This is a genomic window from Micromonospora sp. CA-248212, from assembly GCF_050948405.1.
Classification (GTDB): Bacteria; Actinomycetota; Actinomycetes; order Mycobacteriales; family Micromonosporaceae; genus Micromonospora.
Map to the genome: position 1 here is coordinate 5,357,778 of NZ_CP192023.1, position 25,991 is coordinate 5,383,768.

Here is a 25,991-nt window from a genome sequence, read left to right on the forward strand (position 1 = left end):
CCTTCGCGACTGCGGGGCTCCGCTGCGCTGCACTCCTCGCGCTCATCAGAGAGCACCCTTCGTGCTCGGGATCGCGCCCGCCGCCCGCGGGTCGATCGCGGTGGCCTCGCGCAGCGCCCGGGAGACCGCCTTGAACTGGGCCTCCACCACGTGGTGCGCGTCCGGGTGCCCACCGGGACGCGCCGCCCGCAGCACGTCGACGTGCAGGGTCACCCGGGCCGCCTGGCCAAACGACTCCCAGATGTGCCGGGTCATGCTCGTCGCGTAGACCGGCCCGATGTACGGCGCGAGCAGCGGCTCGTCGTGCACCACGTACGGGCGGCCGGACAGGTCCACCGCGGCCCGGACCAGCACCTCGTCCATCGGGACGGTCGCCGACCCGTACCGCCGGATGCCGGCCTTGTCGCCCAGCGCCTGATCGAACGCGGCGCCCAGCGCGAGAGCTGTGTCCTCCATCGTGTGGTGCGCGTCGATCTCCAGGTCGCCCACCGTGCGGACGGTCAGGTCGTAGCCGCCGTGCCGGGCGATCTGGTGGAGCATGTGGTCGTAGAAGCCCACGCCGGTGCTGATCTCGGCGGCGCCGGTGCCGTCGAGGTCGATCTCGACGAGGACCTTGGTCTCCTTGGTGATCCGCTCCACCCGGGCGGTCCGGCTCATCACAGGGTCTCCATCGCAGTCAGAAAAGCATCGGTCTCGGCCGGCGTGCCGGCGGTCACCCGTAGCCAGCCGGGCAGGCCGACGTCACGGACCAGCACCCCCTGCTCCAGCAGGGCGTGCCAGACGGTGGCCTGGTCGCCGCCGACCTCGAACAGCACGAAGTTGGCGTCACTGTCGGCCACCCGCAGCCCGCGAGCGCGCAGCGTCGCCACGATCCGGTCCCGCTGTGCCATCACGGCGGCCACCGTACCGAGCAGGGCGTCGCGGTGGGTCAGCGCCGCGCGGGCGGCGGCCTGGGTCAGCGCGGACAGGTGGTAGGGCAGGCGGACGAGCTGCACCGCCTGCACCACGGCCGGGTCGGCGGCCAGGTAACCCAGCCGGCCCCCGGCGAAGCCGAAGGCCTTGCTCATCGTGCGGGTCACCACGAGCCGCGGATGGCCGGGCAGCACCGCGAGGGCGCTGACCGTGCCGGGCCGGGCGAACTCGGCGTACGCCTCGTCGACGACCACCATCCCGGGCGCGACGTCGAGCACGGCCGCGACGACCGCCGGGTCGAGAGCGGTGCCGGTCGGGTTGTTGGGTGAGCAGAGGAAGACCACGTCGGGCCGGTGCTCGCGGACCTGGGCGGCCGCCTCGTCGGCGGTCAACCCGAAGTCGACGCCGCGCCGCGCCGGCACCCACCGGGTGCCGGTGCCGAGGGACAGCAGCGGGTGCATCGAGTACGACGGGACGAAGCCCAGCGCGCTGCGCCCCGGCCCACCGAACGCCTGAAGGATCTGCTGCTGGATCTCGTTGGAGCCGTTCGCCGCCCAGACGTGCTCGACGGTGAGCCCGTGCCCCAGGTATTCGGCCAGGTCGGCGCGCAGCGCCACCGCGTCCCGGTCCGGGTAGCGGTTCAGGTCACGCAGCTCGGCGGCGAGCGCCTTGCCGATGGCGTCCACCACCGACTCGGGCACCGGGTAGGAGTTCTCATTGGTGTTGAGCCGCACCGCCACGTCGAGCTGGGGTGCCCCGTACGGCGACAGGCCACGCAGGTCGTCGCGGATCGGCAGATCGTCGAGGCCGCTCACGCCGACTCCTGCGGGAACCGGGCCTGGACGGCCTGGCCGTGCGCCGGCAGGTCCTCCACGGTCGCCAGGGTCACCACGTGCGGCGCCACGTCCCGCAGCGCGGCCTCGGTGTACTCGATCAGGTGCACCCCGCGCAGGAAGGACTGCACCGACAGTCCCGAGGAGTGCCGGGCGCAGCCGCCGGTGGGCAGCACGTGGTTGGAGCCGGCGCAGTAGTCGCCGAGTGACACCGGCGACCACGCGCCCACGAAGATCGCCCCGGCGTTGCGGACGCGCAGCGCCCACTCCCGCGCGTCGACCGTCTGGATCTCCAGGTGCTCGGCCGCGTACGCGTCGACCACCCGCAGCCCCGCCTCAAGGTCGTCGACCAGGACCACGCCGCTCTGCTCGCCGGTCAACGCCGTGGTCACCCGCTCGGCGTGCTTGGTGGCCGGTACCTGCCGGGCCAGCTCGGCCTCGACCGCGTCGACGAGCGCCAGCGACGGGGTGACGAGCACGCTCGCCGCGAGCGGGTCGTGCTCGGCCTGGCTGATCAGGTCGGCGGCGACGTGCGCCGGGTCGGCGGTGTCGTCGGCCAGGATGGCGATCTCGGTCGGACCGGCCTCGGCGTCGATGCCGACCACACCGCGCAGCAGCCGCTTGGCGGCCGTCACCCAGATGTTGCCGGGGCCGGTGACCAGGTCGACGGGCTCGCAGCGCAGCTCACCAGCCGGGTCGACGGCGGAGCCGTACGCCAGCATCGCGACCGCCTGGGCGCCGCCGACCGCGTACACCTCGTCGACGCCGAGCAGCGCGCACGCGGCGAGCACCCGGGCGTCGGGCAGGCCGCCGTTGTCCTTCTGCGGCGGGCTGACCACCACCAGCGAACGCACTCCGGCCGCCTGGGCCGGCACCACGTTCATCACCACCGTCGACGGGTACATGGCCAGGCCGCCGGGGACGTAGAGGCCGACCCGGTCGACGGGCAGCCACCGTTCGGTGACCGTGCCGCCGGGCACCACCTGGGTGACGTGGTCGGTACGCCGCTGGTCGGCGTGCACCCTGCGGGCCCGACTGATCGACTCCAGCAGCGCCTCGCGCACCGCCGGGTCGAGCATCCCCTCGGCCTCGGCGATCGCCTCGACGGGCACCCGCAGCACCTCCGGCGAGATGCCGTCGAACCGCTCGCTGGCCTCCCGGATCGCCGGGTACCCATGCTTGCGGACCGCCTCCACCAGCGGGCGGATCCGCTCGACGGCAACGGACACGTCGAGCTGGGCACGGGGCAGCAGACGGCGCGGGTCACCGAGACCGTCGCGCAGGTCGATCCGATTCAGCACCCTTGCGAGTCTAGGCGGCCCGCCCGTCGCCCACCCGGGCCGTCCGGTCGGCGGGACGGTGAGCCGGGCCACGCCGTCGCGGACGGGATTGGTTAGGCTCGACGGCGTGACCGCACGGCTGCCGGTGTTCCCGCTCGCAACGGTGCTCTTTCCCGGGTTGGTGCTGCCACTGCACATCTTCGAGGAGCGCTACCGGGCCCTGGTCCGGCACCTCGTCGACCTGCCCGAGGGCGCGCCGCGCGAGTTCGGCGTGGTGGCCATCCAGGCCGGCTGGGAGGTGGCCCCCACCGGACCCGGCGCCCGCGCCGGCAACGGGGTCGGCGACGTCACCCTGCACGAGGTGGGCTGTACCGCCGAGCTGCGCCAGGTCACCGAGCTGGCCGACGGCGGCTTCGACATCGTCACGGTCGGCCGACGTCGATTCCGGATCGCCGACGTCGACGACGACACCGCGCCGTACCTGACGGCCGCGGTGGAATGGCTGCCCGAGGCCAGCGGGCCGGACGAGGTGGCCGACCTGCTGGCCGCCCGCGTGATCGCGGTGTTCCGGCAGTACCTGAGCCTGATCCGGCCCGACCCGGAGGAGATCTCCGAGCAGCTTCCGGAGGATCCGACGGTGTTGTCGCACCTGGTGGCGGCCACCGCCGCCCTGACCGTCAACGACCGGCAGCGGCTGCTCGCCATCGACGACACCGCCGCCCGGCTGCGCGCCGAGCTGCGGCTGCTCAACCGCGAGGCGGCTCTGCTGCGCCAGGTGCGGGCGGTTCCGGTGTCGTTGTCGGAGCTGGCGTCCCCGCCGACACCCAACTGAACGACGCCGGGCCGGGCTCCGGGCGCAGCGACGGCCACCGCGACCAGCCGGCCAGCAGGGTGTACGTGACGGCGGCACCGAAGGCCGGCAGCAGCAGGTTGCCGTGCGGCACCGGCAGCACGTGCCCGAGCCAGTCGATCCCGCCGGCCCGCAGGTCGGCGGGTTTGGTGAAGGCCTGCCCCGCCGGGGCGCTCTCCAACAGCCGGTCGAACGTCGCCAGCCCGACCCGACGCCCCACCTGCCAGGCCACCGGGGCCGCGGCGAGGGCGCCCAGCACCCCGCCGAGCAGCCCGACCGGGCCGCGTCGCCGACGCAGCAGGAACCACAGGGCCAGCGCGGCGAGCACGCCGAACGCCAGCCCGAGCAGGCTGAACCAGCCGTCGGCGGCGATCGGCTGCTCCGGCTGGGGCTCGGCGTAGATCGCCCCCTCGGCGGTCTTGAGCACCGGGGTGTCCGGCGCGAACGCCGCCCAGAGCAGCCCGAGCGGCGCGCCCAGCACGGCCAGGGCGAGCGCCGCGCCGAGCACCGTCGCCACCGCCCGCACCGGCCGGCGCGGCTCGTCGGGGGTCAGCTCCACCCCGCTCGGGTACGCCGTCACGGCGGCACTCCCGTCGGGAACCGACCCGAACGCCGACCCGGCGGGCGGGGCGGACTCGCTCGGCGGCGGCACGGCCGACGGTCGGGGTGGCGCGGGGCGGTCGTCGGAGATGTCCGCGTGCCGCTCAGGGTCGGGGTTGTCCGGGCTCACCCGATGATCCTCTCAGGCCGCGCGACGGGCCGGGGCGCCGGTGGCGGCGAACCAGCTCACCGGGCGAACGGCTCCGCCATGGCCGCGGCGGCGCGCAGCCACGCCTGGCGGGTCTCCGGCTGGAGCTGGTGATACTCGATCGACGAGCCGGTCTCCAACGCCGGGTCGTACGGCACCACGGCCACCGCGCGGGTACGCGTGGCGAAGTGCCGTTCCAGGTCGTCCTGCAGTGCCGAGCGGCCGGGGGTGGGGCAGGAGATGAGGGTGATCGCGTTGTCGGCCAGCTCGCCCATCCCCTCCTCGTGCAACAGGTCGAGCATCCAGTCGGCGCTGAACGCCGCGTCCTCGCGAGGCACGGTGGTGACCACCAGTTGGTCGGCGGCGTGCATCACGGTGCGCCAGTTGGGGCTCTCCACGTTGTTGCCGGTGTCCACGCAGATCACGTCGTGCGTACGCCGCAGCAGCTCGAGCACCCGCTTGACGGTGAACTGGTCGAGCCGCTGGGCGAAACGGGGGCTCTCCTCGCCGGCCAGCACGTCGTACGAGCCGTCGGAGGCGTGCCGCAGGTAGTCGTCCAGCCGCTCCAGCAGGGTCGCGCCCTCCAGGATCTCGATCTGGGCGAGGTCGCTGACCAGGTGTCGGATGGTGCGGGCGTGCCGGGCGCTGCCGGCGCGCAACCCGAGGGTGCCCCGCAGTTCGTTGTCGTCCCAGGCCAGTACGCCCCGCCCCCGCACGCTGCCGACGGTGGCGGCGGCGAGCACGGTGGCGGTGGTCTTGTGCACCCCGCCCTTGGGGTTGGCGAACGCGAACACCCGGGGTGTGCCCAGGTCGCGGCGGAGCACTCCGGTCGCGCGCTCGGACTCCTGGTCGACGCCCTGCGGGCGCCACTCGACCCGGGCCGGGTAGCCGCGCTCGGCGAGGGCCGAGCCGGGCGGGGTGACCACCGCGACCGGCGGCGGCGCGACCGGCGGGGCGGGTGGTGGAATGACCGGCGGTGGCGCGATGGCCGGGGTGGGTGTCACCGGCGGCGCGGGCGCCGGGTAGCCGGTCTCCGGCTGGTAACCGGTCTCCAGCAGCGCGTAGCGGGACTCGCCGACGGGACTGCCCGGCCGGTAGCCGTTGTCCAGGATGGCGTAGCGGGACTCCGGCTCGGCGCGGCGCGGCGGCTCGGGCTCCACCTGGTAACCCGGCTCGGCCTGATAACCCGGCTCGGCCTGGTAACCGGGCTCGGCCCGGTAGGTCGGCTCGGCCCGGTAGCCGGGCTCGGCGCGGTACGTCGGATCGGCACGGTAGTCCGGCTCGGACCGGTACCCGGGCTCCGCGCGGTACGCGGGCTCGGCCCGGTAGTCCGGCTCGGACCGGTACGCCGGCTCGGCGCGGTAGTCCGGCTCCGAGCGGTACGCCGGCTCGGCACGGTAGTCCGGCTCGGACCGGTATCCCGGTTCGGCCCGGTAGGCGGGGTCGACCCGGTACGTCCCCTCGGCCCGGTAACCGGGCTCCTGGCCGTACGACAGATCGGCCGGGTGCCCGATGGCCGACGCGCGCCCCGCGTAGCCGTTGGGGGCCGCGCGTCGCGGCAGTGGGTCCGGGGCCGCCTCGTCGGCACGGCGCTCGGGCTCGGGCTGCTCCGCCGCCCGACCGCCCAGCCGGGCACGGTCGAGCAACGCCCGCCACCTCGGCGCTGGTTCGGCCGGCCGGCCCCAGCCGGTCTCACTGCCCTCCACGGCCCGCCCTCCCAGCGCCATCGATCTCTGCCTGACAGGCTACGAACCAAACCCTATTCGGACCACTCCTGTGGGCGCACGCCGCCCGGCGTAGATCACGGCGGGGAGGTTGCCAGCAACCCGGCGTCGGTCGCGTCCGGGGAGGTGGTGAGCGCCGGCGGGGCAGGCGCGGTGGACTGCGCCGGGGTCGGCTCGGGTGACGCAATCGTTACGAGCGGTGCGGGTTCCGACGATTCGCCCATCGGCACCGGCGGCATTGGCGTGCTCGACGTCGACCCGGCGCTCGGGCGCGGCGTCGACGACGGACTCGGCCCGGTGTCGGCCGGCGGGCGGACCACGTCGCGCTGCTCGGGCAGCGGCGGCGTGAAGACCGTACGGTCGAGCCGGTACACCTCGGGCGCCGGATCGACGGCCCGCACGTCCGGGCGGGCGGCCACCCGGCGCAGCGCCTCCGGCGCGGCCCGCACCACCGCCGCGTAGACGCAGGCGCAGCCGGCCCGGTACGCCCGAGCCTCGGCGCCGGCCACGTCCGCGTCGACGGCGTACCGCTCCCGCAGCTCGCGCTCGGCGACGCCGTCGCCGCGCACCGCGGCGGCCCGCGCCCGGTAGTCGGCGGCCTCGCCGTCCTTGCGGGCGGCCACGCGTTCCATCTGCGCGACCACGTCGTCCGGCACCCGCAGGGCCGGGATGCGGACGATCTCGGTCTGCCGACCGGGCAACGGGACCCGCCCGAAGACGGCCGAGACCGACACGTCCCCGAGGACCGTGGCCAGGCGCTGTGGCGGCAGGTACGCGCCGAGCGTGACCAACGCGTACGTCCCGTCCCCGGTGGCCGGCGCGGTCGGACCCAACGCGGCCAGGTCGGCCGCCGCGGAGCTGAGGTAGCCCGGCACGGAGTCGCCGTCGGCCACCCCGACGCGGGTCACCTCGCCCACCGTCGGGTCGCTGACCGGCGCGTCGTCGACGGTCCAGACGGCCGTGCCCAGCACCGCCGCCGCCGAGAGCACGGCGACCCAGCTGAGCACGCCGGACCGCGTCGGACGATCAGCGAGACGGGCCACCGCCCGGGTCAACGGCGGCAGCAGCCGTTGGTCCAGCTGCCGCAGCAGGTCGCCGGCGCGCACGGGCGAAATCCCCTCGTCGGATCGATGTCGGGTGGTCGCCGCTCAGTCACGCAGGATCTCAAGCGCACGTTCCAGATCGTCAGGGTAGTCGCTGACGAACCGGACCTCGTCCCCCGAACGGGGATGCAAAAAGCTCAGTTCGCGGGCGTGCAGCCACTGACGGGCCAGGCCGAGACGGGCCGAGAGGGTGGGGTCGGCGCCGTACGTGAGGTCACCCACGCAGGGGTGCCGCAGGGTGGAGAAGTGCACCCGGATCTGGTGGGTCCGGCCGGTCTCCAACCGGACGTCGACCAGGCTGGCGGCCGGGAACGCCTCGAGCGTGTCGTAGTGGGTGATGCTCGGCTTGCCGCCGGACACCACGGCCCAGCGGTAGTCGTGGGTGGGGTGCCGGTCGATCGGCGCGTCGACGGTGCCCCGCAGCGGGTCCAGGTGGCCCTGCACCACGGCGTGGTAGCCCTTGTCGACCTCGCGGTACTTGAAGGCCCGCTTCAACGCGGTGTACGCCTGCTCGCTCTTGGCCACCACCATGATGCCGGTGGTGCCCACGTCGAGGCGGTGCACCACGCCCTGGCGCTCGGCGGCGCCGCTGGTGGAGATGCGGTGGCCGATCGCGGCGAGCGCGCCGATCACCGTCGGGCCGGTCCATCCCGGGCTGGGATGCGCGGCCACCCCGACGGGCTTGTCCACCACGACGATGTCGTCGTCGGCGTACACGACGCGCAGGCCCGGCACCGCCTGCGGCACCACGGTCGGCGGCGCGACCGGAGCGGGCAGCGTGACGTCCAGCCAGGAGCCGGCCTTGACCTTGTGGGAGTTGGGTCGGGCGGCGCCGTCGACGAGGGCGTCGCCCGCGTCGACGAGGGCGGCCGCGGCGGTCCGGGAGAGACCGAAGAGCCGGGACACCGCCTGGTCCAGGCGCATGCCGTCGAGACCGTCGGGTACGGGCAGGGAACGGTGGTCGCCGCCGGCGGCGAAGGCGGAGGTCATGCCCGCTCCCGCTGCTCGGCGTCGGCGGTGGCGTTCGCGTCGCCGCTGGCGCCGTCACCGCCGGCCCGCCGGCCGTCGCGCTGCCGACCGGTCAGCTCCAGCAGCACGGCCAGCACCACGCCACAGACGAGCGAGCTGTCCGCCAGGTTGAACACCGGAAAGTACTCGCCGTACGGTCCGAAGACGCTGATCATGTCGACCACGTGCCCGTGGAAGGGCGCGGGCGCCCGGAAGATCCGGTCCATGAGGTTGCCCAGCGCGCCGCCGAGCACCAGGCCGAGGGAGATCGCCCACGGCAGCGAGCGCAGCCGCAGCGCCATCCAGACGATCCAGCCGACCACGCCGATGGTGATCAGCGGGAACACCCAGGTGTAGTCCGCCCCGATGCTCCACGCGGCGCCGCTGTTGCGGGTCAGGCTCAGGTAGACCAGCCCGCCCAGGATCCGGACCGGCTGGCGGTCGGTGAGGCCGGCCAGGGCGAGGTGTTTGGTCACCAGGTCGGCCAGCAGGGCCACCAGGGCCACTCCGGCGAGGATCGCGACAGCCCGGGGACGGGCCTTGCCGCCGTCCGGGTCGGTGCGGCCGGGTTCGGCGGGCGGTGCTGCGGTCATGCGCTCCCCATCGAGGTGTCTCGGCGGTGATCGCTCACCGTCTCGTCGCAGACGGGGACCGGGCTTTCAGCGCCGCTCCTCCAACTGCTTGCACGTCACACACAGGGTGGCCGACGGGAAGGCGGCGAGGCGCTCGACCGGGATCGGGTTGCCGCACCGCTCGCACCAGCCGTAACCACCCTCGTCGAGGCGCTCCAGGGCGCGCTCGACCTGCGTGATCCGTTCCAGAATGCTGTTGGCGAGAGAGATCTCCTGCTCCCGCTCGAAGGTCTTGGTGCCGGTGTCGGCCTGGTCGTCCCCGGCCGAGTCCGTCAACCGCTCGCGCTGCAGCTCGGTGATCTCGCTCAGCGTCTGATCGTACTCGGCGCGAAGCTCGTCCCGGCGCGCCGCCAGCGCCGCCCGGATCTTCTCGGTCTCCGCCGCGCTGCGGGTGGCCTTGGCCACCGGCTTGCGGCCGGCGGTCCTGGTGTCGGCTGGCTTCGCCATGGGTCGCTCCCTCGGCCGGGGAGCCGCGCGGTCGCGGCACCTGGTCAGGGGGCGCCGACGAAGGCGTCCCCTGAGTACGAAAAGGGGCGCACGGCGACAATGGCCGCGCACTCCCGAGGTTGGCAAGAATACGGAACGTACAGGCGTCCGACAACGTGGCGCACCGTCGCACCGCTCAACTGCCCCTAGCCCTGCCTAACTGGGGCAAAGGGAACGCTAGCAGATCAACCGACCGCTTCATCTCCGTACTCGCCAAACCATCGGGCCAGCCGACCCCGTCGGCTGACGGCCCGCAGCCGCCGTTCGGCGGCGTCGCGTACCCCACCGGCGGCGACGATCAGCAGGCTGTCGCCGGTCTTCAGCCGGGTGTCCGGGCCGGGCACGAAACCCACCCCGTCGCGCAGCACCAGGGTCACCGAGGCGCCCAGCGGCAACCGCAGCTCGTCGACGTGCACGCCGGCCAGCCGGGAGCCCGGCGGCACCTCCAGTTGCAACAGGTCGGCGCGCATCCGCTCGAGCGGCGCCGTCTCCACGTGGATCTCGGCGGCCTCCGCCGGCGCGGTGGTCCCCAGCCGGCGGGCGAGCGGACCGAGCGTGCCGGTCTGCACCAGCGTGAAGATCACCACCAGCACGAAGACCGCGTCGAAGAGGCGTTCCGCGCCCGGCACCCGTTGCGAGAGCGGGATGGTGGCCAGCACGATCGGCACCGCCCCGCGCAGTCCGGCCCAGGACAGGAACGCCTGCTCCCGAAGGCCGACCCGGAACGGCAACGCCGAGACCGCCACCGACAGCGGCCGGGCCAGCAGCACCAGCGCCAGACCGGCGACCACCGCCGGCAGCACCGCGGCGTCCAACCGGCCGGGCGCGACCAGCAGGCCGAGCAGCACGAACAGGCCGATCTGCGCGAGCCAGGCCAGCCCGTCGGCGAAGCCGAGGATCGCCTGTCGGTGCGGCAGGCGGGCGTTGCCCAGCAGCACCCCCGCCACATATACGGCGAGGAAGCCCGAGGCGTGCAGCACGGCGCCGGCGGCGTACGCCAGGACGGTGATCCCCACCGCCGCGATCGGGTACAGGCCGGCCGAGGGCAGCGCCGCCCGGCGCAGCGCCCAGGTGCCGGCGAGGCCAGCGCCCACACCGACGGCCGCGCCGACGCCCAGCTCGTAACAGACCAGCGCGACCTCGTACCACCACGGGTGCGCCCAACCCTCGTGGGACAACAGCACCACCAGCAGCACCACCGGGGCGTCGTTCATGCCCGACTCGGCCTCGAGGGTGGCCACCAGCCGGGGTGGCAACCGCAGCCGCCGCAGGGTGGCGAACACCGCCGCCGCGTCGGTGGAGGAGAGCACCGCGCCGTAGAGCAGCGCCAACCGCCAGTCCAGGCCCAGCAGCAGGTGTACGGCGACGCCGACCACCACGATGCTCACGACCACGCCGACCGTGGAGAGCGCGGACGCCAGCGCGAGCACCGGACGCAGCGTGCTCCACCGTGCGGTGAGGCCGCCCTCGGCGATGATCACGATCAGCGCGCAGAATCCGAGGGTCCGGGTCAGGTCGACGTCGTCGAAGCGGATACCGAGCCCGGCCTCGCCGATGGCCACGCCGAGCGCCAGGTAGACCAACAGGCTGGGCACCCCGAGGCGGGTCGAGAGCCGGACCGCGCCAACCGCCACCAGCAGCACGGCCGCGCCGAGCAACAGCGCGATGTCCAGGCCGGGCGTCACGGTCGCCGGGCCCGGGCGATCCTCACCCCGCGGCTCCGTCGCGCAGTCGGCGCAGCACGTCGGGCAGCTCGGGGGTGGGCCGGTCGACGAGGAAGAGCTTGTCCCGGCTGGTCGCGCCGGTCCGCAGCGACACCGCCGCCGGCCGGACGCCGAGCGCGGCGGCGAGGGCGCGGCGGGCCGCCTCGGTCGCCCGACCGTCCACCGCCGGAGCGTGGACGGCGATCACCAGGGAAGGGCCGTGCGGGCCGTCGAAGCGACCACCGACGGCATCGCGGGAGGCGCCCGGCTTCACCCGTACCGCAACGGTGAGCGCGTCCTGCGGGGGCACCGGCACCGCTTTTCAGAACGGCCGGGCGTCGATGAGCAGGGCGGTGGCCGGCGCGCACGCCGCGCACGGCGTGAAGCCCAGCTCGACCGCCTCGGCGACGGGAAGCGTCTCCGGGGTCCGGCCGATCAGGTGCGGGCACGCGGCCAGGTGGTAGCGGGGCCGTCCGTCCACCACCTCGACGGAGTCGGGCAGCCGGGAGATCCGGGCCGCCTCGGCGGGGGTGACCGGTTGCTCCGCGGGCTCGTCGGCCAGCGGGTCGGCGGTCACGGCGTCGGCCCGGTACGCCTCGTCGGCGCGGGCCACGAACGGGGACGCCGGGCTGACGGGCGAGGTGCGTGCACCGCCGTCGGCCGCCGCGTCGGGCTCGTACGGCGAGGCCACGTCATACGCCGGCTCGGGGTCGGACGGCGGCTCGGGTGGTTGCCGCCACCCGGTGCCGCCGTCGCCGACCGTCGAAGGTACGTGCTGGACCGGCACATCCGGCTCGGCCAGCGGTGGCCCGTACGCGGCACCCGGCTCGGCCCGGCTGGCCGTGCGGAATGCCCCGCGGTCCCGCGGGCCGGCCCGGCCGGGATCCGCCGAGGCGCGGTTGGCGGCTGCCTGGCGGGCGCCCACCACCAGCGCCACGGCGGCCAGCAGACTGGCCGCGATGGAGATGGTCAACAGAGTGCTGGAGCCACCGGCCAGGCCGAACACCAGCAGCACCACGGCGACGAGGATGAGCAGGAGACTCGCGACTATCACGGCTCACCCCTGCCGCGTCGTACCGTCCAGGCGGGGCCGGCGACCGTCACCATCTGCGGAGAGCGATCGCCGGCCGGTGCTCAGCGTCCGGCTTCGAGGGCGCCGGAGCGCCCGCCGCCGTACGAACCGGCGAGGCCCGCCGCGGCCAGCCCGTTGCCGCCGGCGACCCGGCCCGCCTCGGAGCGGGTCATCTCGGCTTCGAGGCCCTGGCCGCGACCGTCGAGGTCCCGCAGCTGGCTCTCCAGGTACGCCTTGAGCCGGGTGCGGTACTCGCGCTCGAACTGCTTGAGCTCCTCGATGTGCTTCTGCAGGGCCGTGCGCTTGGCGTCCAGGCCGCCCATGGCCTCCTGGTGCCGCTGGCGGGCGTCCCGCTCCAGGGCGTCGGCCTTCGCGCGAGCCTCGCGGGTCACCTCCTCGGCCTTGCTCCGCGCCTCGGACAGCAGCGAGTCGGCCTCGCGGCGCGCGTCGGACACGTGGTCGTCGGCGGTGCGCTGGGCCATCATCAGCACCCGCAGCGCCTGCTGCTCACCGTCACCGGTGACGCCGGCCGGGCCGCCGGTCGCGCGGACCTGCTCCAGCTCGGCCTGCATGGCGCGGGCGGCCTGCTCGGCGGCGGACTTGTCGCGCTGGACCCGGTCGAGCTGGGCCTTGACGTCGTTGAGCTCCGCCGCCAGTCGGGCGTCGCCGCCGGGGCCGGCGGGGGCACCGCCACGGCCGCCGCGCTCCACCTGGGCGCGCAGCTCGTTGTTCTCCTCGATGAGACGGGCGAGCTCGCGCTCGACCTCGTCCAGGAAGGCGTCGACCTCCTCCTCGTCATACCCCCGCTTGCCGATCGGCGGCTTTTTGAAGGCGACGTTGTGTACGTCGGCCGGGGTCAGCGGCATCGAAACTCCTCGGGTCAGTTGCGGCCGCGAAAGCGCGTCGGTCATCAGGCAGATGCCCTGATCGACGGCCCTAACACGAACTCCATCAGCACGAACAGGATAACCAGGAGCACAAGGGAGGCCAGGTCGATGCTCACGGTACCAATTCGCAGCGGAGGGATCACACGCCTCAACGCGTTGAGAGGGGGATCAGTGACGCTCCACACGGATTCCAGTCCTGCCGCCGCTCCGCGCCCCGGCTGCCACCGGCGGCCGTACTGCAGGACGGCGCTCAACACGAACCGGGACAGAAGAAGAAGCAGGAAGACATAAAGGACCAGGTACAACACTTGCAGCAAGATCGACAACACGGTCAGCGACGTCCCTCGGGTCGGGCGGGGTCAACTCAGGCTGAAAAAACCGCCCTCAGCGATCTTGGCCTTGTCCTCAGCGGTGACCTGGACATTGGCCGGTGAGAGCAGGAACACCCGATTGGTCACGCGCTCGATCGTACCGCGCAGCCCGAACGCCAGGCCGGCCGCGAAGTCAACCAGACGGCGGGCGTCGGCCTCGTCCATCTCGGTGAGGTTGATGATCACCGGTACGCCGTCGCGGAAGTGCTCACCGATGGTGCGCGCCTCCCGGTAGGTGGTCGGGTGCAGGGTGGTGATCTGGTAGCGCTGCTCCTCCTCGGGCACGACCACGCGCTCCCGCGTCACGGCCTGCGGCGCGAGGGCCAGGTTGTCGCGGGTGTGGTAGGTCAGCGCGCCCGACGTCTCGCTCGCCGAGGACCGCGTGATCGACCGTACGCTGGAGCGCTCAGCCCGCTCGGCTCGCTCAGCCCGGTCGGAGTCGCCACGGTCGGAGTCGGCGAGCCGCCCGGCCGACCGCTCGGAGAGCCGGCCCCGCTCGCTCGCGCGCGTCCGGGGAGCCGGCGGCTCCTCGGTGTCGTCGTCGTCCTCGTCGGCGAACTCCTCGGCGTACCGGCTCTGCCGGTAGCGCGAGTCACGGTAACCACCCTTGTCGTAGTCACCGTCGTCGTAGGCCCGCTCGTCGTCTTCCTCGACGAGACCGAGCCAGACCCCCGCCTTGCGCAGTGCACCCATCCCGCGCCCTTCCGTCCGCCGTGCGGCACTCGCCCCCGTGCCATGTCGCCCGTCGCGAGTGGACAACCATGCCCATCGGACCGGGACGGCAATCCCGTGACATGCGATTCGCGTCGCGTGTCACGACCCCCACAGGATCAGCCGTCCCTGAAACAACACTGATGTAATTTGCCTGTCTCGCGGTCAGGCTACCGCAGCGTGGGACGCATTCCGAGCAACGCGCTACCGACGCGGACATGTGTCGCGCCGTAACGGATCGCGATTTCCAGATCGCCGCTCATCCCCGCCGACAACGCTGTCGCTCCCGGATGGACCGATCGGAACGCCTCGGCGATCTCGGCCAGCCGGGCGAAGGCGCGATCCGGCGGCCAGCCCAGCGGCGCGACCGCCATGAGGCCGGCCAGGCGCAGCGCCGGCGACTCGGCGACCGCCGCGGCGACCGTGTCCAGGCCGGACTCCGGGTCGGCCGACCCGGGCAGAGCGCCGCCCCGCGCCGGGTCACCGTCGATGCTCACCTGCACCAGGGCGTCCAACGGCCGTTCCCGCTGCGCCGCCGCGCCGTCCAGTGCCCGGGCCAGCCGTACGCTGTCCACCGAGTGCACGACGTCGGCGTAACGGACCACCGAACGGGCCTTGTTGCGCTGCAACTGCCCGATGAAGTGCCAGCGTGGATGTATCCCCGCGGCGGCCACCTCGGCCGCCTTACCGGCGGCCTCCTGGTCGCGGTTCTCCCCCATGTCGGTCACCCCGAGCCCGGCCAACGCCAGCACGTCCCCGGCCGGGTAGGTCTTGGTCACGGCGATCATGGTGACGTCGGCGGGATCCCGGGCCGCCTCGGCGCAGGCTTCGGCGATCCGGGCCCGTACCGTCGCCAGACCGGCCGCGAGTTCGGCGCTCCGGTCCGGTCGTACCGTGGCTGAGCTGTCGGTCATCGGCGGCGCTCAGGAGCCGTTCTTGAGGAAGTCGGGCACGTCCACGTCGTCGAAGAGCACCCGGCGGGGCGATTGCGTCGGGGCCGGCAGGGTGGCCGGCGGCGGCACCGGGGTGGTCTGCGGCGCCGGCTGGTTGGTGTTGGTCTTGCGGGACGGCTCGGCCGCCTTGTAGGCCGGCGTGCCGCCGTCGAAGCCCGCCGCGATGACCGTCACCCGCACCTCGTCACCGAGCGCGTCGTCGATGACCGCGCCGAAGATGATGTTGGCGTCCGGGTGGGCCGCGTCGGTGACCAGCTGCGCCGCGTCGTTGATCTCGAAGAGGCCCAGGTCGGAGCCGCCGGCGATGGAGAGCAGCACGCCGCGCGCGCCGTCCATGCTCTGCTCCAGCAGCGGGCTCGAGATGGCCGCCTCGGCCGCCTCGACCGCGCGGTTCTCCCCGCGGGCGCTGCCGATGCCCATCAACGCGCTGCCCGCGCCGCTCATCACGCTCTTGACGTCGGCGAAGTCCAGGTTGATCAGACCCGGGGTCGTGATCAGGTCGGTGATGCCCTGCACACCGGAGAGCAGCACCTGGTCGGCGGTGCGGAACGCGTCCATCATGCTGATGTTGCGGTCGCCGAGCGCCAGCAGCCGGTCGTTCGGGATGACGATCAGGGTGTCGCACTGGTTACGCAGTTCGTCTATCCCGGACTCGGCCTGCACCTGCCGGCGCTTGCCCTCGAAGGAGAACGGCCGGGTCACCACGCCGATGGTCAGCGCGCCGAGCTTGCGGGCGATGTTCGCCACCACGGGCGCGCCGCCGGTGCCGGTGCCGCCGCCCTCGCCGCAGGTCACGAAGACCATGTCGGCGCCCTTGAGCACCTCCTCGATCTCGTCGCGGTGGTCCTCGGCGGCGTTCTTGCCGACGTCCGGGTTGGCGCCCGCGCCCAGCCCGCGGGTCAGCTCGCGGCCGACGTCGAGCTTGACGTCGGCGTCACTCATCAGCAGCGCCTGGGCATCGGTGTTGATCGCGATGAACTCGACGCCCTTGAGCCCAACCTCGATCATCCGGTTGACGGCGTTGACGCCGCCACCCCCGATGCCGACGACCTTGATGACCGCCAGGTAGTTGTGCGGAGGTGTCATCTCCGGTCCTTTCCCTTCGAGATTGGCTTCGGCCGACCGGGTACGGCGTGGCCAGCCCAGCGGCCGACGACAGCGCCACCAGCGAGGATCAGAGGTGAACCCTCACCCTCTACTAGAGGCTTACAGTTATGTCAACCACTGAACCTCTTCGGGGCAACGTAAGCGCCGCCGCGCCATGAGCCAAGGACCCGGTCGGCGTGTCGCCGGCCGGAGCGCGACTCGTCACCTCCACGGCCCGCTCAGTCGGTCAGCGGAAGGTCACCACGTCCGGCGCGCTCACGTCGATCCGCTCGCTCTCCTCCCCGAGCAGCGCGGTGGCCACCCGGGCCTTGTCCGCGCTCCGCGTGGCGTCTCCCCAGACCACCGTGCGGTTCCCCCGCAGCCGCAGGCTGATCCGGGCCAGACCCGCCACGCTCACGTCCACCAACTCGGCACGCAACTGCGGGGTCAGCGCGCCGAGCACCTCCAGCGCGGCCCGGGTGTCCGGGTCGGCCGCGGCGGGTCGGACCACCCGCACCAGCGGCAGACCGGCCGGGCGGCGGTCCACCGTCTGGAACGCCACACCGCTGCCGTCGATCACGGCGAACGCGTCCGCCTGCGGCACCACCGCCACCGGGGTCCGCTCGGTCACCTTCACCACCAGCGTGCCCGGCCAGTCCCGCGACACCGTGGCCCGCTCCACCGGCGCCAACCCACCGACCCGACGCGCGGCGGCCGCGAGGTCCACCCGCGCCAGCGGCACCCCGTCGGCAACCCCCACCGCGTCGCGTACCTGCACGTCCGTAACCAGCTTGGCGCCCTGGACGCTGACCGACCGGACACCGAACAGTCCGGTGCCGAGCACCGTCCAGGCGATCAGCCCGAGCAGCGCCAGCACGCCGGCAGCCACCGCCCACGGCATCGCCGCCCGCATCCGGCGCTGGCGGGCGCGGGCCATGAACCGGCGGGTCGACGCCGGCACCGCGTCGCTGCCGGCCCGGACCAGCTGCCAACGCCGGACCGGACCGCGCCGGGCAGAGCCGCCGTCGGGAGGGCTGGTCCGCCCGCGGGCGGGGCCGGGGCTCATCCGGCCGTGGGCGTCGCGCCGTCCGGTGCGGCGGCGCCGAGGGCCGCCCCGTCGCCACCCGCCGTGGACCCGCCCGGCACCGGCTGGCCGATCGCCGGGGTCGTCGCCAGCGGATCGACGGCCGCGGTCGCCGAGGAGCCGGCGGTACGCGCCCCCAGCGCCGCCAGCAGCTCGTCACCCATCAGCGAGATCGGTGGGGCGCCCATGGTGACCACGACGTCGCCCGTACCGGCCCGCCGGGCCACCTCGCCCGGCACGGCCTCCCACGAGTCGACGAACACCTTACGGTCGGCCGGCAGGTCCACCGCCGCGATCAGCGCCGCCGAGCCCTCGCCGGGCTGGCGCAGCTCGCCCGGCCCGAAGACCTCCAGCAGCACCACCTCGTCGGCGATGGCCAGCGCCTCGGCGATCTCCGCCTGGTTGTCGCGGGTACGGTACAACCGGTACGGCTGGAAGACGACGATCAGCCGCCCGTCCCCGGCCACCTCGCGCAGCGTCTGCAACGCCAGCCTGATCGAGGTCGGGTGGTAGGCGTACTCGTCGTAGACCAGCACGCCGTCCGCGACGCCCTTGCGCTCGAAGCGCCGCCGCACCCCGGGAAAGACCGCGAGCGCGGCCTCCGCCGCCTCCAGGGGCAGTTCGAGCAGGTACGCCGTCAGCACCGCCGCGGCGCTGTTGAGCCCCATGTGCCGCCCGGGCACCGGCAGCCGGAACTCGCCCAGCGACCGTCCGTCGATCGCGGCCAGGTAGCGCACGCCGCGCGCGGAGGAGGCGATGTCGGTCAGCCGCAGGTCGGCGTCCTCGGCCGCGCCGTAGGTGAACACCCGCCGTCCCTCGGCGCGCAGGGTCTCGGCCAGCCGCCGACCGCCCGGGTCGTCGGCGCAGGTGATGATGAACCCGCTCGGGTCGGTGAGCCGCGCGAACTCCGCGAACGCCGCCTCCAGCGTCGCGAGGTCGCCGTAGGTGTTCAGGTGGTCCGGCTCGACGTTGGTGATGACCGAGACGTACGGGCGGTAGATGAGGAACGAGCGGTCGCTCTCGTCGGCCTCGACCACGAAGTGCTCGCCGGTGCCGTGGTGGGCGCCCGAGCCGACCTCGGAGATCTCCCCACCGATCACGAAGGACGGGTCCACACCGGCCTGCTGGAGCACCATCGTCACCATCGACGTGGTGGTGGTCTTGCCGTGCGTACCGGCGACCGCGATCGCCCGGCGGCCGGTCATCGCCGCCGCGAGGGCCTCCGAGCGGTGCAGCACCCGCAGGCCACGGCGACGGGCCTCGACCAACTCCAGGTGGTCCTTCGGAATGGCCGAGGAGTAGACGACCGTATCCACCCCGTCCAGGTTGGACGCCTCGTGGCTGAGGTAGATGGTGCCGCCGAGCGCCCGCAGGCCCGCCAGCGACGGCCATTCGCGCAGGTCGCTACCCGAGACCTGGATGCCCCTCGTGAGCAGCAGCCGGGCCACTCCGAGCATGCCCACCCCGCCCACGCCGATCAGGTGCACGGCGCCCAGGTCCTCGGCGGTCAGCGTGCCGGCCGGGGTGAACTGCGCGGTCATCGGGCCACCGCCTCGAGAACGAACGAGCGCAGCGCCTCGTCACCGTCGCGCCGCCCGTACGCGGACGCCGCCGCGCCCATCGCGTACAGCCGCTGCGGGTCACGGATCAGCGGGATGACCGCGCGCTCCAGCCAGTCCGGGGTCAGCTCCGCGTCGTCGACCAGCAGACCGCCGCCGGCCTCCACCACGGGCAGGGCGTTGCGCCGCTGCTCCTGGTTGCTGTGCGGGTACGGCACGAAGATCGTCGGCAGGCCGATCGCGGCCACCTCGGCGACGGTCATCGCCCCGCCCCGGGCCAGCATCAGGTCGGCGGCGGCGTAGCCCAGCTCCATCTCGGACAGGTACGGCAGCGTCACGTACGGAACCGGCAGGTCGGTGGGGATCGGCACCGGCTCGTTGCGGGCGCCCATCACGTGCAGCACCTGCACGCCGTTGCGGGCCAACTCCTTGGCCGCGCCGGAGACCGCCAGGTTGACCGAGCGGGCGCCGGACGACCCGCCGGCCACGAAGAGCACCGGCAGATCCGGGCGGAGGCCGAACCGGGCGCGGGCGGCGTTGCGCATCGCGTACCGGTCCAGCGCGGCGATGCTGCGGCGCAGCGGCACACCCACCACGGTGGCGTCCCGCAGCGACTCGGCCTGACTCGGCTGGTGCGGGAAACCGACCGCCACGTTCTTGGTGAACTTCATGCCGAGGCGGTTCGCGACGCCCGGCGGCACGTTCACCTCGTGGATCACCATCGGCAGCTCACGCCGCCACGCGGCCAGGTAGGCCGGCACCGAGACGTACCCGCCGAAGCCGACCACCGCGTCGGCGCGCACCTCGTCGATCACCTTGCCCGCCGCGCGGGCCGCGGTCCACATCCGGCCCGGGGTACGCACCAGGTTCAGGTTGACCGACCGGGGTAGCTGGTACGCCGGGATCTGCCGCAGGTCGTAGCCGTGCGGCGGGATCAGCTCGTTCTCCATGCCCTTGGGTGTGCCGAGACAGGTGATCCGGACGCCCGGGTCGTGTCGGCGCAGGCAGTCGGCGAAGGCGAGCAGCGGGTAAATGTGCCCCCCGGTGCCACCTCCCGCGAGCACCACCGAACGCAGCGGACCCATCAGCGTCTCCTCTCGCTCGCCGTACCCTGACGGCTCCGGCCCTGCCGGACACCGCGCGGTACGGCATGGTCGTCCTTCCGCCGCTCCCGCGCCCGGGGCACTGGCCCTCGGGCCGCCGGTGGCGTCGCCGGCCGGCGACGCCGGCCGGGAAGCGGCGGCAACGGGGCCCAGAGTAGTCGGACCCACCGGGCCGGCGGACGGGCATGCAGTGCTCTGGCCGCATCGGGTTCGGCGCGGGCGAAGGACGCCAGCATCCCGATCGCCGCCAACGTCACGACCAGGGCACTTCCGCCGTCGGAGATGAACGGCAGCGGCAGACCGGTGATCGGCAGCAGCCCGACCACGCCCCCGATGTTGATCACCGCCTGGCTCACCAGCCAGGTCGTGACGGCGGCGGCGGCGAGCCTCCGGAACGGGTCGTCGACCCGCCGGGCGATCCGCAGACCGGTGTACGCGAGCACGGCGAACAGGGCGAGCAGCACGGCGCAGCCGATCACGCCCAACTCCTCGGCGATGATCGCGAAGATGAAGTCGTTGTGGGCCTCGGGCAGCCAGTCCCACTTGACGCTGCCCTTGCCCAGCCCGACGCCGAACCAGCCACCGTGCTCGATGGCCAGTCGACCCTGGTAGAGCTGGAGGCAGCCGTCGAGCTTGCACTCCTGCGGGTCGGGCGGGTTGATGAACGACGTCAGCCGCGCCAGCCGGTAGTTGTCCGCGCCGCGCTCGCCGGAACCGGCGCCCAGCGAGGCGACCGCGATGAGCAGGCCGACGCCGAGCAGGCCGACCACGGTCAGCGCGCCGAAGACCCGCATCCGCACGCCGGCGGCCCAGAGCAGGCCGACCACGAGGGCCAACAGGCAGAGCATCGTGCCGGTGTCGTTGTAGCCGACCAGCACGAAGAGCAGGCCCATCACCGGGAAGAGCGGGGTGGCCAGCTCCCGCAACCAGCCCAGCGCGGCCCCCTTGCGGGCGATCACGTGCGCGCCCCAGAGGACCAGCGCGAACTTGGCCAACTCGGAGGGCTGGAGCTGGATCCCGCCGACGAACAGCCAGTTCAGCCGTGCCTCGATCGGCCCGAACGACACCGACTTCAGGTTGGCGAGCCGGCCGTACGCGACCAGCAGGTTGAGCACCAGCAGCAGGGCCACCGCGGTGAACAGCAGCGGCCGGCCGAGCGAGCGGTAGGTGCTGGCGGGCAGCCGCTGACACACCCAGAACGCCCCGATGCCGATCACCGCGAAGATGGCCTGCTTGGTTAACGAGGCCGACGCGTTGCCGTCCTCGGCGTAGTCCTTCACGCTGGTCGCCGAGAAGACCATGGTCAACCCGATGAGCAGCAGCAGGCCGGCGCTGGACAGCAGCAGGTAGTAAGAGGCCAGCGGCCGGTCCAGCAGGCCCCGCAGCGCGGCCAGTCCACCGGCCGCGTCCAGCCCGCGCAGCGACGCCGACGCCCCGGCGGCGCTCTCCGCCGCACTGCTCTCCCGCGCCGCGCCGCTCTCCCGCGGAGCCGCCCCCGGCTCCGGCCCACGCGCGCCGTCGGGCCCGCGAGCGCCACCGGTCACCGCGGTACGCGCCGCGCTCGGTGACCGACGCCGCCGGCCGTCAGCTCTGTCCTCAGTGCCGATGTCCTCCCCCACCCCGACATCATCACCGCTCGACACCCCCGACGGCTCCAGAACGCCACCCCGGGCGTGTCGAGCCCCCTCCCGCCGATCTTGCGCTTTCTGTCCCGACCTAAGCCGCAGAGCGGGACATTCCACCGACAGAAGGTGCAAGATCGGCGGGGCAGGGCAGGGTCCCCCGCCCGGGGGGGGTTATGTCATGTTGGCGAGGAACTCGCTGTAGAACAGGCCCAGGGCGATGGCCACGCCGATGCCGGCGATGATCCAGAACCGGACCACGATGTTGACCTCGCTCCAGCCGGCCAACTCGAAGTGGTGCTGCAACGGGGACATCCGGAACACACGTTTACCGGTGGTCCGGAAGGAGATGATCTGGATCACCACGGACATCGTGATGATCACGAAGAGCCCGCCGATGATCGGCAGCAGCAGGATCGTCCGGGTGGACATGGCCATGCCGGCGATCAGGCCGCCCAGCCCCAGCGCCCCGGTGTCGCCCATGAAGATCCGCGCCGGGGACGTGTTCCACCACAGGAAGCCCACACACGCCCCGGCGGCGGCCCCGGCTATCAGCGCGATCTCCAACGGGTCACGGACCTCGTAGCAGTACGGCTGGGAGTAGCTCGGGTCGGCACACCAGTGGCGGTACTGCCAGAACGCGATCAGCGCGTACGCGGCGAGCACCATCACCGAGGCGCCGGTCGCCAGACCGTCCAGGCCGTCCGTGAGGTTGACGCCGTTCGTCGCGGCCATCACCACGAAGATGAAGATGATCACCGCGCCGACCTTGCTGACCTCCAGGAAGTCGATGTCCCGGATGAAGCTCAGCGTGGTGCTGCCCACGGTCTGGGTGTTGGTGGCCCGGCCCGTCGCGTCGGTCATCGTGCTCGGGAACCACAGCGCGATCACGCCGAAGACCGCGCCGACCAGGATCTGACCGAGCAGCTTGCCGCGCTTGTTGAGGCCGGCGCTGTTGCGCTTGCGCACCTTGAGGAAGTCGTCGAGGAAGCCCACCGCGCCGGAGAACACCATCAGCCCCAGCAGCACCAGCGCCGTGATGGTCGGCTCCACCTGCGCGATCTGCGCGTCCGGCAGCGTGGTCAGGGCCAGGTGGCCGGCCACGTACGCGATGACCGTGGCCAGGATGAAGACCACGCCGCCCATCGTCGGCGTGCCCTTCTTGCCCTGGTGCATGGCCGGGCCGTCGGACCGGATCGGCTGGCCGGCCTTGAGCCGGGTGAACACCTTGATCGCGATCGGGGTGCAGAACAGCGAGACGACGAAGGCCACCCCGATGGCGACGATGATGGCCCTCATCGAGTGGCCTCCTCGGCGGCGTCGGCGCGCAGGGCGTCAGCCACCTCCCAGGTCCGGTACCGGGAGCCCTTGACCAGGACGACGTCGCCCGGCCGTAGCTCGCCCCGCAGCACCTCGACGGCCGCCGCCTGATCGGTGAGCAGCACCGACTCTCCTCCCCAGTTCGCTACCGCTGTCGCGCCTTCGTGGATCGGCGCGGCCGGCTCGCCCACCACGAGCAGCCGGTCGACACCCAGCTCGGCCGCCAGCCGGCCGACCTCGGCGTGGCCGTCGCGCTCGAACGGGCCCAGCTCGGCCATGTAACCGAGCACCGCGACGGTACGCCTCTCCCGTCCGAGGCTGCCAAGCGCCCGGAGCGCGACCGCCATCGAGGCCGGGTTGGCGTTGTACGAGTCGTCGATGACCGTCACCCCGTCGGGCCGGTCGAAGACGTCCATCCGCCGGGTGGACTTCAACCCCAGCTCGCCGAGCGCCGTGGCCAGCTCGGCCAGCGGCATGCCCAGCTCCCGGGCGACCGCGGCGGCGGCGAGCGTGTTGCCGACCTGGTGGCGGCCGGTCAGCGCGAGCCGCACGGCCGCGCGCCCCTCCGGCGTGACCAGGGTGTACGACGGGTGCCCCCGCTCGTCGAGCGTGACGTCCTCGGCGCGCAGGTCGGCGTCCGGCGCCTCGCCGTAGCGGACCACCCGGGCCCGCGTACGGCTCGCCATGGCGTCCACCCGGGGGTCGTCGGCGTTCAGCACGGCCAGCCCGTCGGCCGGCAGCGCCTCGACCAGCTCGCCCTTGGCCTGGGCGATCGCCTCCTGTGAGCCGAACTCACCGATGTGCGACGTGCCGACGTTGAGCACCACCGAGATCCGCGGCGGCACCAGCTCACACAGGTAGCGCACGTGCCCGATGCCCCGCGCGCCCTTCTCCATGACCAGGTAGCGGGTGTCCGGCCCGGCCAGCAGCGCCGTGTACGGGTGACCCAGCTCGTTGTTGAACGAGCCGGGCGGCGCGACCGTGGCGCCGAGCCGGGCGGTGAGCTGACCGATCAGGTCCTTCGTGGTGGTCTTGCCGGACGAGCCGGTCACCCCGACCACGGTCAGCTCGGGCAGCCGGTCCACCGCCGCGCGGGCCAGCCGTCCCATCGCGGTCAGGGCGTCGTCGACCAGCACCATCGGCACCCCGGGAACCGCGCGGGTGCCGAGCACCGCCACCGCGCCGGCCTCGATCGCCCTGGCCGCGTAGTCGTGCCCGTCGACCTTCTCCCCCGGGAACGCCACGAAGAGCGAACCGGGCCCGACCTTGCGCGAGTCGAACTCGACCGAACCGGTGACGGTGGCGGCCGGGTCGGCGGCGACGAGCCGCCCGTCGACGGCCGTGGCCACCTCGGCCAGGGTCAGGGCGATCACCGCTGACCCGCCCGGTCCGCGAAGCGGGCCCGCAGCGCGTCGGCCAGCTCGGTGCTGTCGTCGAACGGGAACACCTCGCCCGCCACCTCCTGGCCCCGCTCGTGGCCCTTGCCGAGCAGAGCGATCACGTCGCCCGGCTCAGCCAGTCGGACCGCCTCGTCAATCGCGTCCCGCCGACCGGCCACCTCGATGATCCGGGCGGCGGTGTCGGCCCGGTACGCCCCGGCGAGCACCTCGGCGCGGATCTCGGCCGGGTCCTCGGTGCGCGGGTTGTCGTCGGTCACCAGCACCACGTCGGCCCCCTCGGCGGCGGCGGCGCCCATCACCGGCCGCTTGCCCCGGTCACGGTCCCCACCGGCGCCGATCACGCAGATCAGGCGTCCGACGCTCAGCTCCCGCAGCGCGGCCAGCGCCGCCACGATCGCGTCCGCCTTGTGCGCGTAGTCGACGACCCCACGCACCGGCCCGGCGACGTCGACGAGTTGCAGGCGACCGGGCACGCCACCGCAGGCGGCCACCCCGCCGGCGGCGGTCCGCGGGTCCACCCCGGCGCCCACCAGCGCGGCGATGGCCAGCAACGCGTTTGCCACGTTGTGCCGGCCGGGCAGCGCCACCCCGGCGGACACGACCACGCCGTCCGGGCCGTGGGCGGTGAACCGTTGCGCGTACCCCTCGCCGTCGACGCCGTCGGCCCACCACGTCGCGGTGGGGTCGCCGGCCGCCGAGTAGCTGACCGTCGCCGGCTGGTAGAGCGGCGTGAGGGCCGGATCGTCGCGGTTGAGCACCTCGACCGCGCACCGGCCGTCGAAGAGCTGCGCCTTGGCGGCGAAGTAGTCGGCGCTGTCGGCGTGGAAGTCCAGGTGGTCGGAGCCGAAGTTCGTGTAGCCACCCACGGCGAAGCGCACCCCACCGACCCGGCCCATGGCCAGGGCGTGGCTGGAGACCTCCATGACGACGGCGGTGACCCCCCGCTCGCGGGCGGTGGCCAGCATCGCGTGCAGGTCGGTCGCCTCCGGGGTGGTCCGCACGCTGTCGATCACGAGATCGCCGAGGCGGGTCTCCACGGTGCCGATCAGTCCGGTGGTGTGTCCGGCGGCGCGCAGCCCCGACTCCACCAGATAGGCCGTGGACGTCTTTCCGGCTGTGCCGGTGATGCCGATGACGGTCAGGTCGGCGGTCGGGTCGCCGTACACGGCCGACGCCAGTTCGCCGAGCACCGCGCGCGGGTCGGGGACCACCAGGGCGGGCAGGCCGCTCGCCGCCGCCAGCTCCGCGCCGGCCGGGTCGGTCAGCAGGGCCACCGCGCCGGCCTCGGCCGCGCCGACGGCGAACTCCGCGCCGTGGCGGCGAGCACCGGGCAGGGCCGCGTACAGGTCGCCGGGGCGGACCTCCTGGCTCGCGTGGGTGGCACCCGTGACGAGCACGTCGGCGGCGTCCGCCGGCAGGTCGACGGCGAGCCGGGCGGCGAGATCACCGAGCCGGACGCCGGTCACGGTACGTGGACGTGGATTGCCGGGCACGGCGTCAGACCCTACCCGGTCGTCCGGTTCCGGCCGCACAGCCGCCCCGGT

Annotated in this window: 25 protein-coding genes; 1 reads left to right on the forward strand and 24 read right to left on the reverse strand. The window is 73.5% G+C overall.

The window, feature by feature from the left end; genetic code table 11:
* Positions 1-45 precede the first annotated feature (45 nt).
* Genes hisB through hisD form a run of 3 tightly spaced genes read right to left on the reverse strand, consistent with a single transcriptional unit; the run spans position 46 to position 3,046 of the window.
* A complete protein-coding gene (gene hisB, locus ACQP03_RS25040) occupies positions 46-657 on the reverse strand; it encodes an imidazoleglycerol-phosphate dehydratase HisB (protein ID WP_355049484.1) in 612 nt (203 codons plus the stop codon).
* A complete protein-coding gene (locus ACQP03_RS25045; RefSeq protein ID WP_357127000.1) occupies positions 657-1,727 on the reverse strand; it encodes a histidinol-phosphate transaminase in 1,071 nt (356 codons plus the stop codon). Before ACQP03_RS25045 ends, hisB begins: the two co-directional genes overlap by 1 nt.
* A complete protein-coding gene (gene hisD / locus ACQP03_RS25050) occupies positions 1,724-3,046 on the reverse strand; it encodes a histidinol dehydrogenase (protein ID WP_357126997.1) in 1,323 nt (440 codons plus the stop codon). The genes ACQP03_RS25045 and hisD overlap by 4 nt, the downstream gene beginning before the upstream one ends.
* A 106-nt stretch (positions 3,047-3,152) precedes the next feature.
* On the opposite strand from hisD, the gene ACQP03_RS25055 reads away from it, so the two are divergent.
* Positions 3,153-3,857: an LON peptidase substrate-binding domain-containing protein gene (locus ACQP03_RS25055; RefSeq protein WP_433458711.1), complete on the forward strand. Its 705-nt coding sequence runs from the start codon at positions 3,153-3,155 to the stop codon at positions 3,855-3,857.
* On the opposite strand, the gene ACQP03_RS25060 is transcribed toward ACQP03_RS25055, so the two are convergent.
* The 21 genes from ACQP03_RS25060 to ACQP03_RS25160 form a co-directional block, all read right to left on the reverse strand.
* Positions 3,772-4,605, reverse strand: coding sequence for a DUF2567 domain-containing protein (locus ACQP03_RS25060; RefSeq protein ID WP_433458713.1), 834 nt, complete (start codon positions 4,603-4,605; stop codon positions 3,772-3,774). The genes ACQP03_RS25055 and ACQP03_RS25060 overlap by 86 nt on opposite strands.
* 56 nt (positions 4,606-4,661) lie before the next feature.
* Positions 4,662-6,329 (reverse strand): AAA family ATPase, encoded by a 1,668-nt coding sequence (locus ACQP03_RS25065; RefSeq protein WP_433458715.1) that lies wholly within the window; start codon positions 6,327-6,329, stop codon positions 4,662-4,664.
* A 95-nt stretch (positions 6,330-6,424) separates the two neighbouring features.
* On the reverse strand, positions 6,425-7,453 hold the full coding sequence (locus tag ACQP03_RS25070) for a hypothetical protein (protein WP_433458717.1): 1,029 nt from the start codon (positions 7,451-7,453) through the stop codon (positions 6,425-6,427).
* Between the two features lie 42 nt (positions 7,454-7,495).
* On the reverse strand, positions 7,496-8,440 hold the full coding sequence (locus tag ACQP03_RS25075; RefSeq protein WP_355049478.1) for an RluA family pseudouridine synthase: 945 nt from the start codon (positions 8,438-8,440) through the stop codon (positions 7,496-7,498).
* The gene (lspA, locus tag ACQP03_RS25080; protein ID WP_433458719.1) at positions 8,437-9,051 is read right to left on the reverse strand and encodes a signal peptidase II; all 615 of its coding nucleotides are present in this window, start codon (positions 9,049-9,051) and stop codon (positions 8,437-8,439) included. Before lspA ends, ACQP03_RS25075 begins: the two co-directional genes overlap by 4 nt.
* A 66-nt stretch (positions 9,052-9,117) precedes the next feature.
* Complete coding sequence (locus ACQP03_RS25085) at positions 9,118-9,537, reverse strand: TraR/DksA family transcriptional regulator (RefSeq protein ID WP_355049476.1); 420 nt, start codon at positions 9,535-9,537, stop codon at positions 9,118-9,120.
* A 224-nt stretch (positions 9,538-9,761) separates the two neighbouring features.
* Positions 9,762-11,261 (reverse strand): potassium/proton antiporter, encoded by a 1,500-nt coding sequence (locus ACQP03_RS25090; RefSeq protein WP_357170716.1) that lies wholly within the window; start codon positions 11,259-11,261, stop codon positions 9,762-9,764.
* A 22-nt stretch (positions 11,262-11,283) separates the two neighbouring features.
* Positions 11,284-11,595: a DUF167 domain-containing protein gene (locus ACQP03_RS25095; protein ID WP_357126977.1), complete on the reverse strand. Its 312-nt coding sequence runs from the start codon at positions 11,593-11,595 to the stop codon at positions 11,284-11,286.
* A gap of 6 nt (positions 11,596-11,601) precedes the next feature.
* Positions 11,602-12,333, reverse strand: a complete 732-nt coding sequence (locus ACQP03_RS25100; RefSeq protein ID WP_396832890.1) for a hypothetical protein — start codon at positions 12,331-12,333, stop codon at positions 11,602-11,604.
* A gap of 80 nt (positions 12,334-12,413) precedes the next feature.
* A complete protein-coding gene (locus tag ACQP03_RS25105) occupies positions 12,414-13,217 on the reverse strand; it encodes a DivIVA domain-containing protein (RefSeq protein WP_355049472.1) in 804 nt (267 codons plus the stop codon).
* Positions 13,218-13,261: 44 nt separating this feature from the next.
* Positions 13,262-13,567: a YggT family protein gene (locus tag ACQP03_RS25110; RefSeq protein WP_355049471.1), complete on the reverse strand. Its 306-nt coding sequence runs from the start codon at positions 13,565-13,567 to the stop codon at positions 13,262-13,264.
* A gap of 30 nt (positions 13,568-13,597) precedes the next feature.
* Entirely contained in the window at positions 13,598-14,302 is a 705-nt protein-coding gene (locus tag ACQP03_RS25115; protein ID WP_433458723.1) for a cell division protein SepF, read from the reverse strand.
* Between the two features lie 188 nt (positions 14,303-14,490).
* On the reverse strand, positions 14,491-15,234 hold the full coding sequence (locus tag ACQP03_RS25120) for a YggS family pyridoxal phosphate-dependent enzyme (protein ID WP_433458725.1): 744 nt from the start codon (positions 15,232-15,234) through the stop codon (positions 14,491-14,493).
* 9 nt (positions 15,235-15,243) lie between these two features.
* Positions 15,244-16,359, reverse strand: coding sequence for a cell division protein FtsZ (gene ftsZ, locus ACQP03_RS25125; protein ID WP_357126961.1), 1,116 nt, complete (start codon positions 16,357-16,359; stop codon positions 15,244-15,246).
* Positions 16,360-16,606: 247 nt separating this feature from the next.
* Positions 16,607-17,425 (reverse strand): cell division protein FtsQ/DivIB, encoded by an 819-nt coding sequence (locus ACQP03_RS25130; protein ID WP_357126958.1) that lies wholly within the window; start codon positions 17,423-17,425, stop codon positions 16,607-16,609.
* Entirely contained in the window at positions 17,422-18,984 is a 1,563-nt protein-coding gene (gene murC, locus ACQP03_RS25135) for a UDP-N-acetylmuramate--L-alanine ligase (protein WP_357398330.1), read from the reverse strand. The genes ACQP03_RS25130 and murC overlap by 4 nt, the downstream gene beginning before the upstream one ends.
* Complete coding sequence (gene murG / locus ACQP03_RS25140; RefSeq protein ID WP_357398327.1) at positions 18,981-20,087, reverse strand: undecaprenyldiphospho-muramoylpentapeptide beta-N-acetylglucosaminyltransferase; 1,107 nt, start codon at positions 20,085-20,087, stop codon at positions 18,981-18,983. Before murG ends, murC begins: the two co-directional genes overlap by 4 nt.
* Positions 20,087-21,499, reverse strand: a complete 1,413-nt coding sequence (locus tag ACQP03_RS25145; RefSeq protein ID WP_433461213.1) for an FtsW/RodA/SpoVE family cell cycle protein — start codon at positions 21,497-21,499, stop codon at positions 20,087-20,089. The genes murG and ACQP03_RS25145 overlap by 1 nt, the downstream gene beginning before the upstream one ends.
* 402 nt (positions 21,500-21,901) lie before the next feature.
* Positions 21,902-23,026, reverse strand: coding sequence for a phospho-N-acetylmuramoyl-pentapeptide-transferase (gene mraY, locus ACQP03_RS25150; RefSeq protein WP_355049464.1), 1,125 nt, complete (start codon positions 23,024-23,026; stop codon positions 21,902-21,904).
* On the reverse strand, positions 23,023-24,420 hold the full coding sequence (locus ACQP03_RS25155; RefSeq protein ID WP_357399236.1) for a UDP-N-acetylmuramoyl-tripeptide--D-alanyl-D-alanine ligase: 1,398 nt from the start codon (positions 24,418-24,420) through the stop codon (positions 23,023-23,025). Before ACQP03_RS25155 ends, mraY begins: the two co-directional genes overlap by 4 nt.
* On the reverse strand, positions 24,417-25,979 hold the full coding sequence (locus ACQP03_RS25160; protein ID WP_433458729.1) for a UDP-N-acetylmuramoyl-L-alanyl-D-glutamate--2,6-diaminopimelate ligase: 1,563 nt from the start codon (positions 25,977-25,979) through the stop codon (positions 24,417-24,419). Before ACQP03_RS25160 ends, ACQP03_RS25155 begins: the two co-directional genes overlap by 4 nt.
* Between the last annotated feature and the right edge of the window lie 12 nt (positions 25,980-25,991).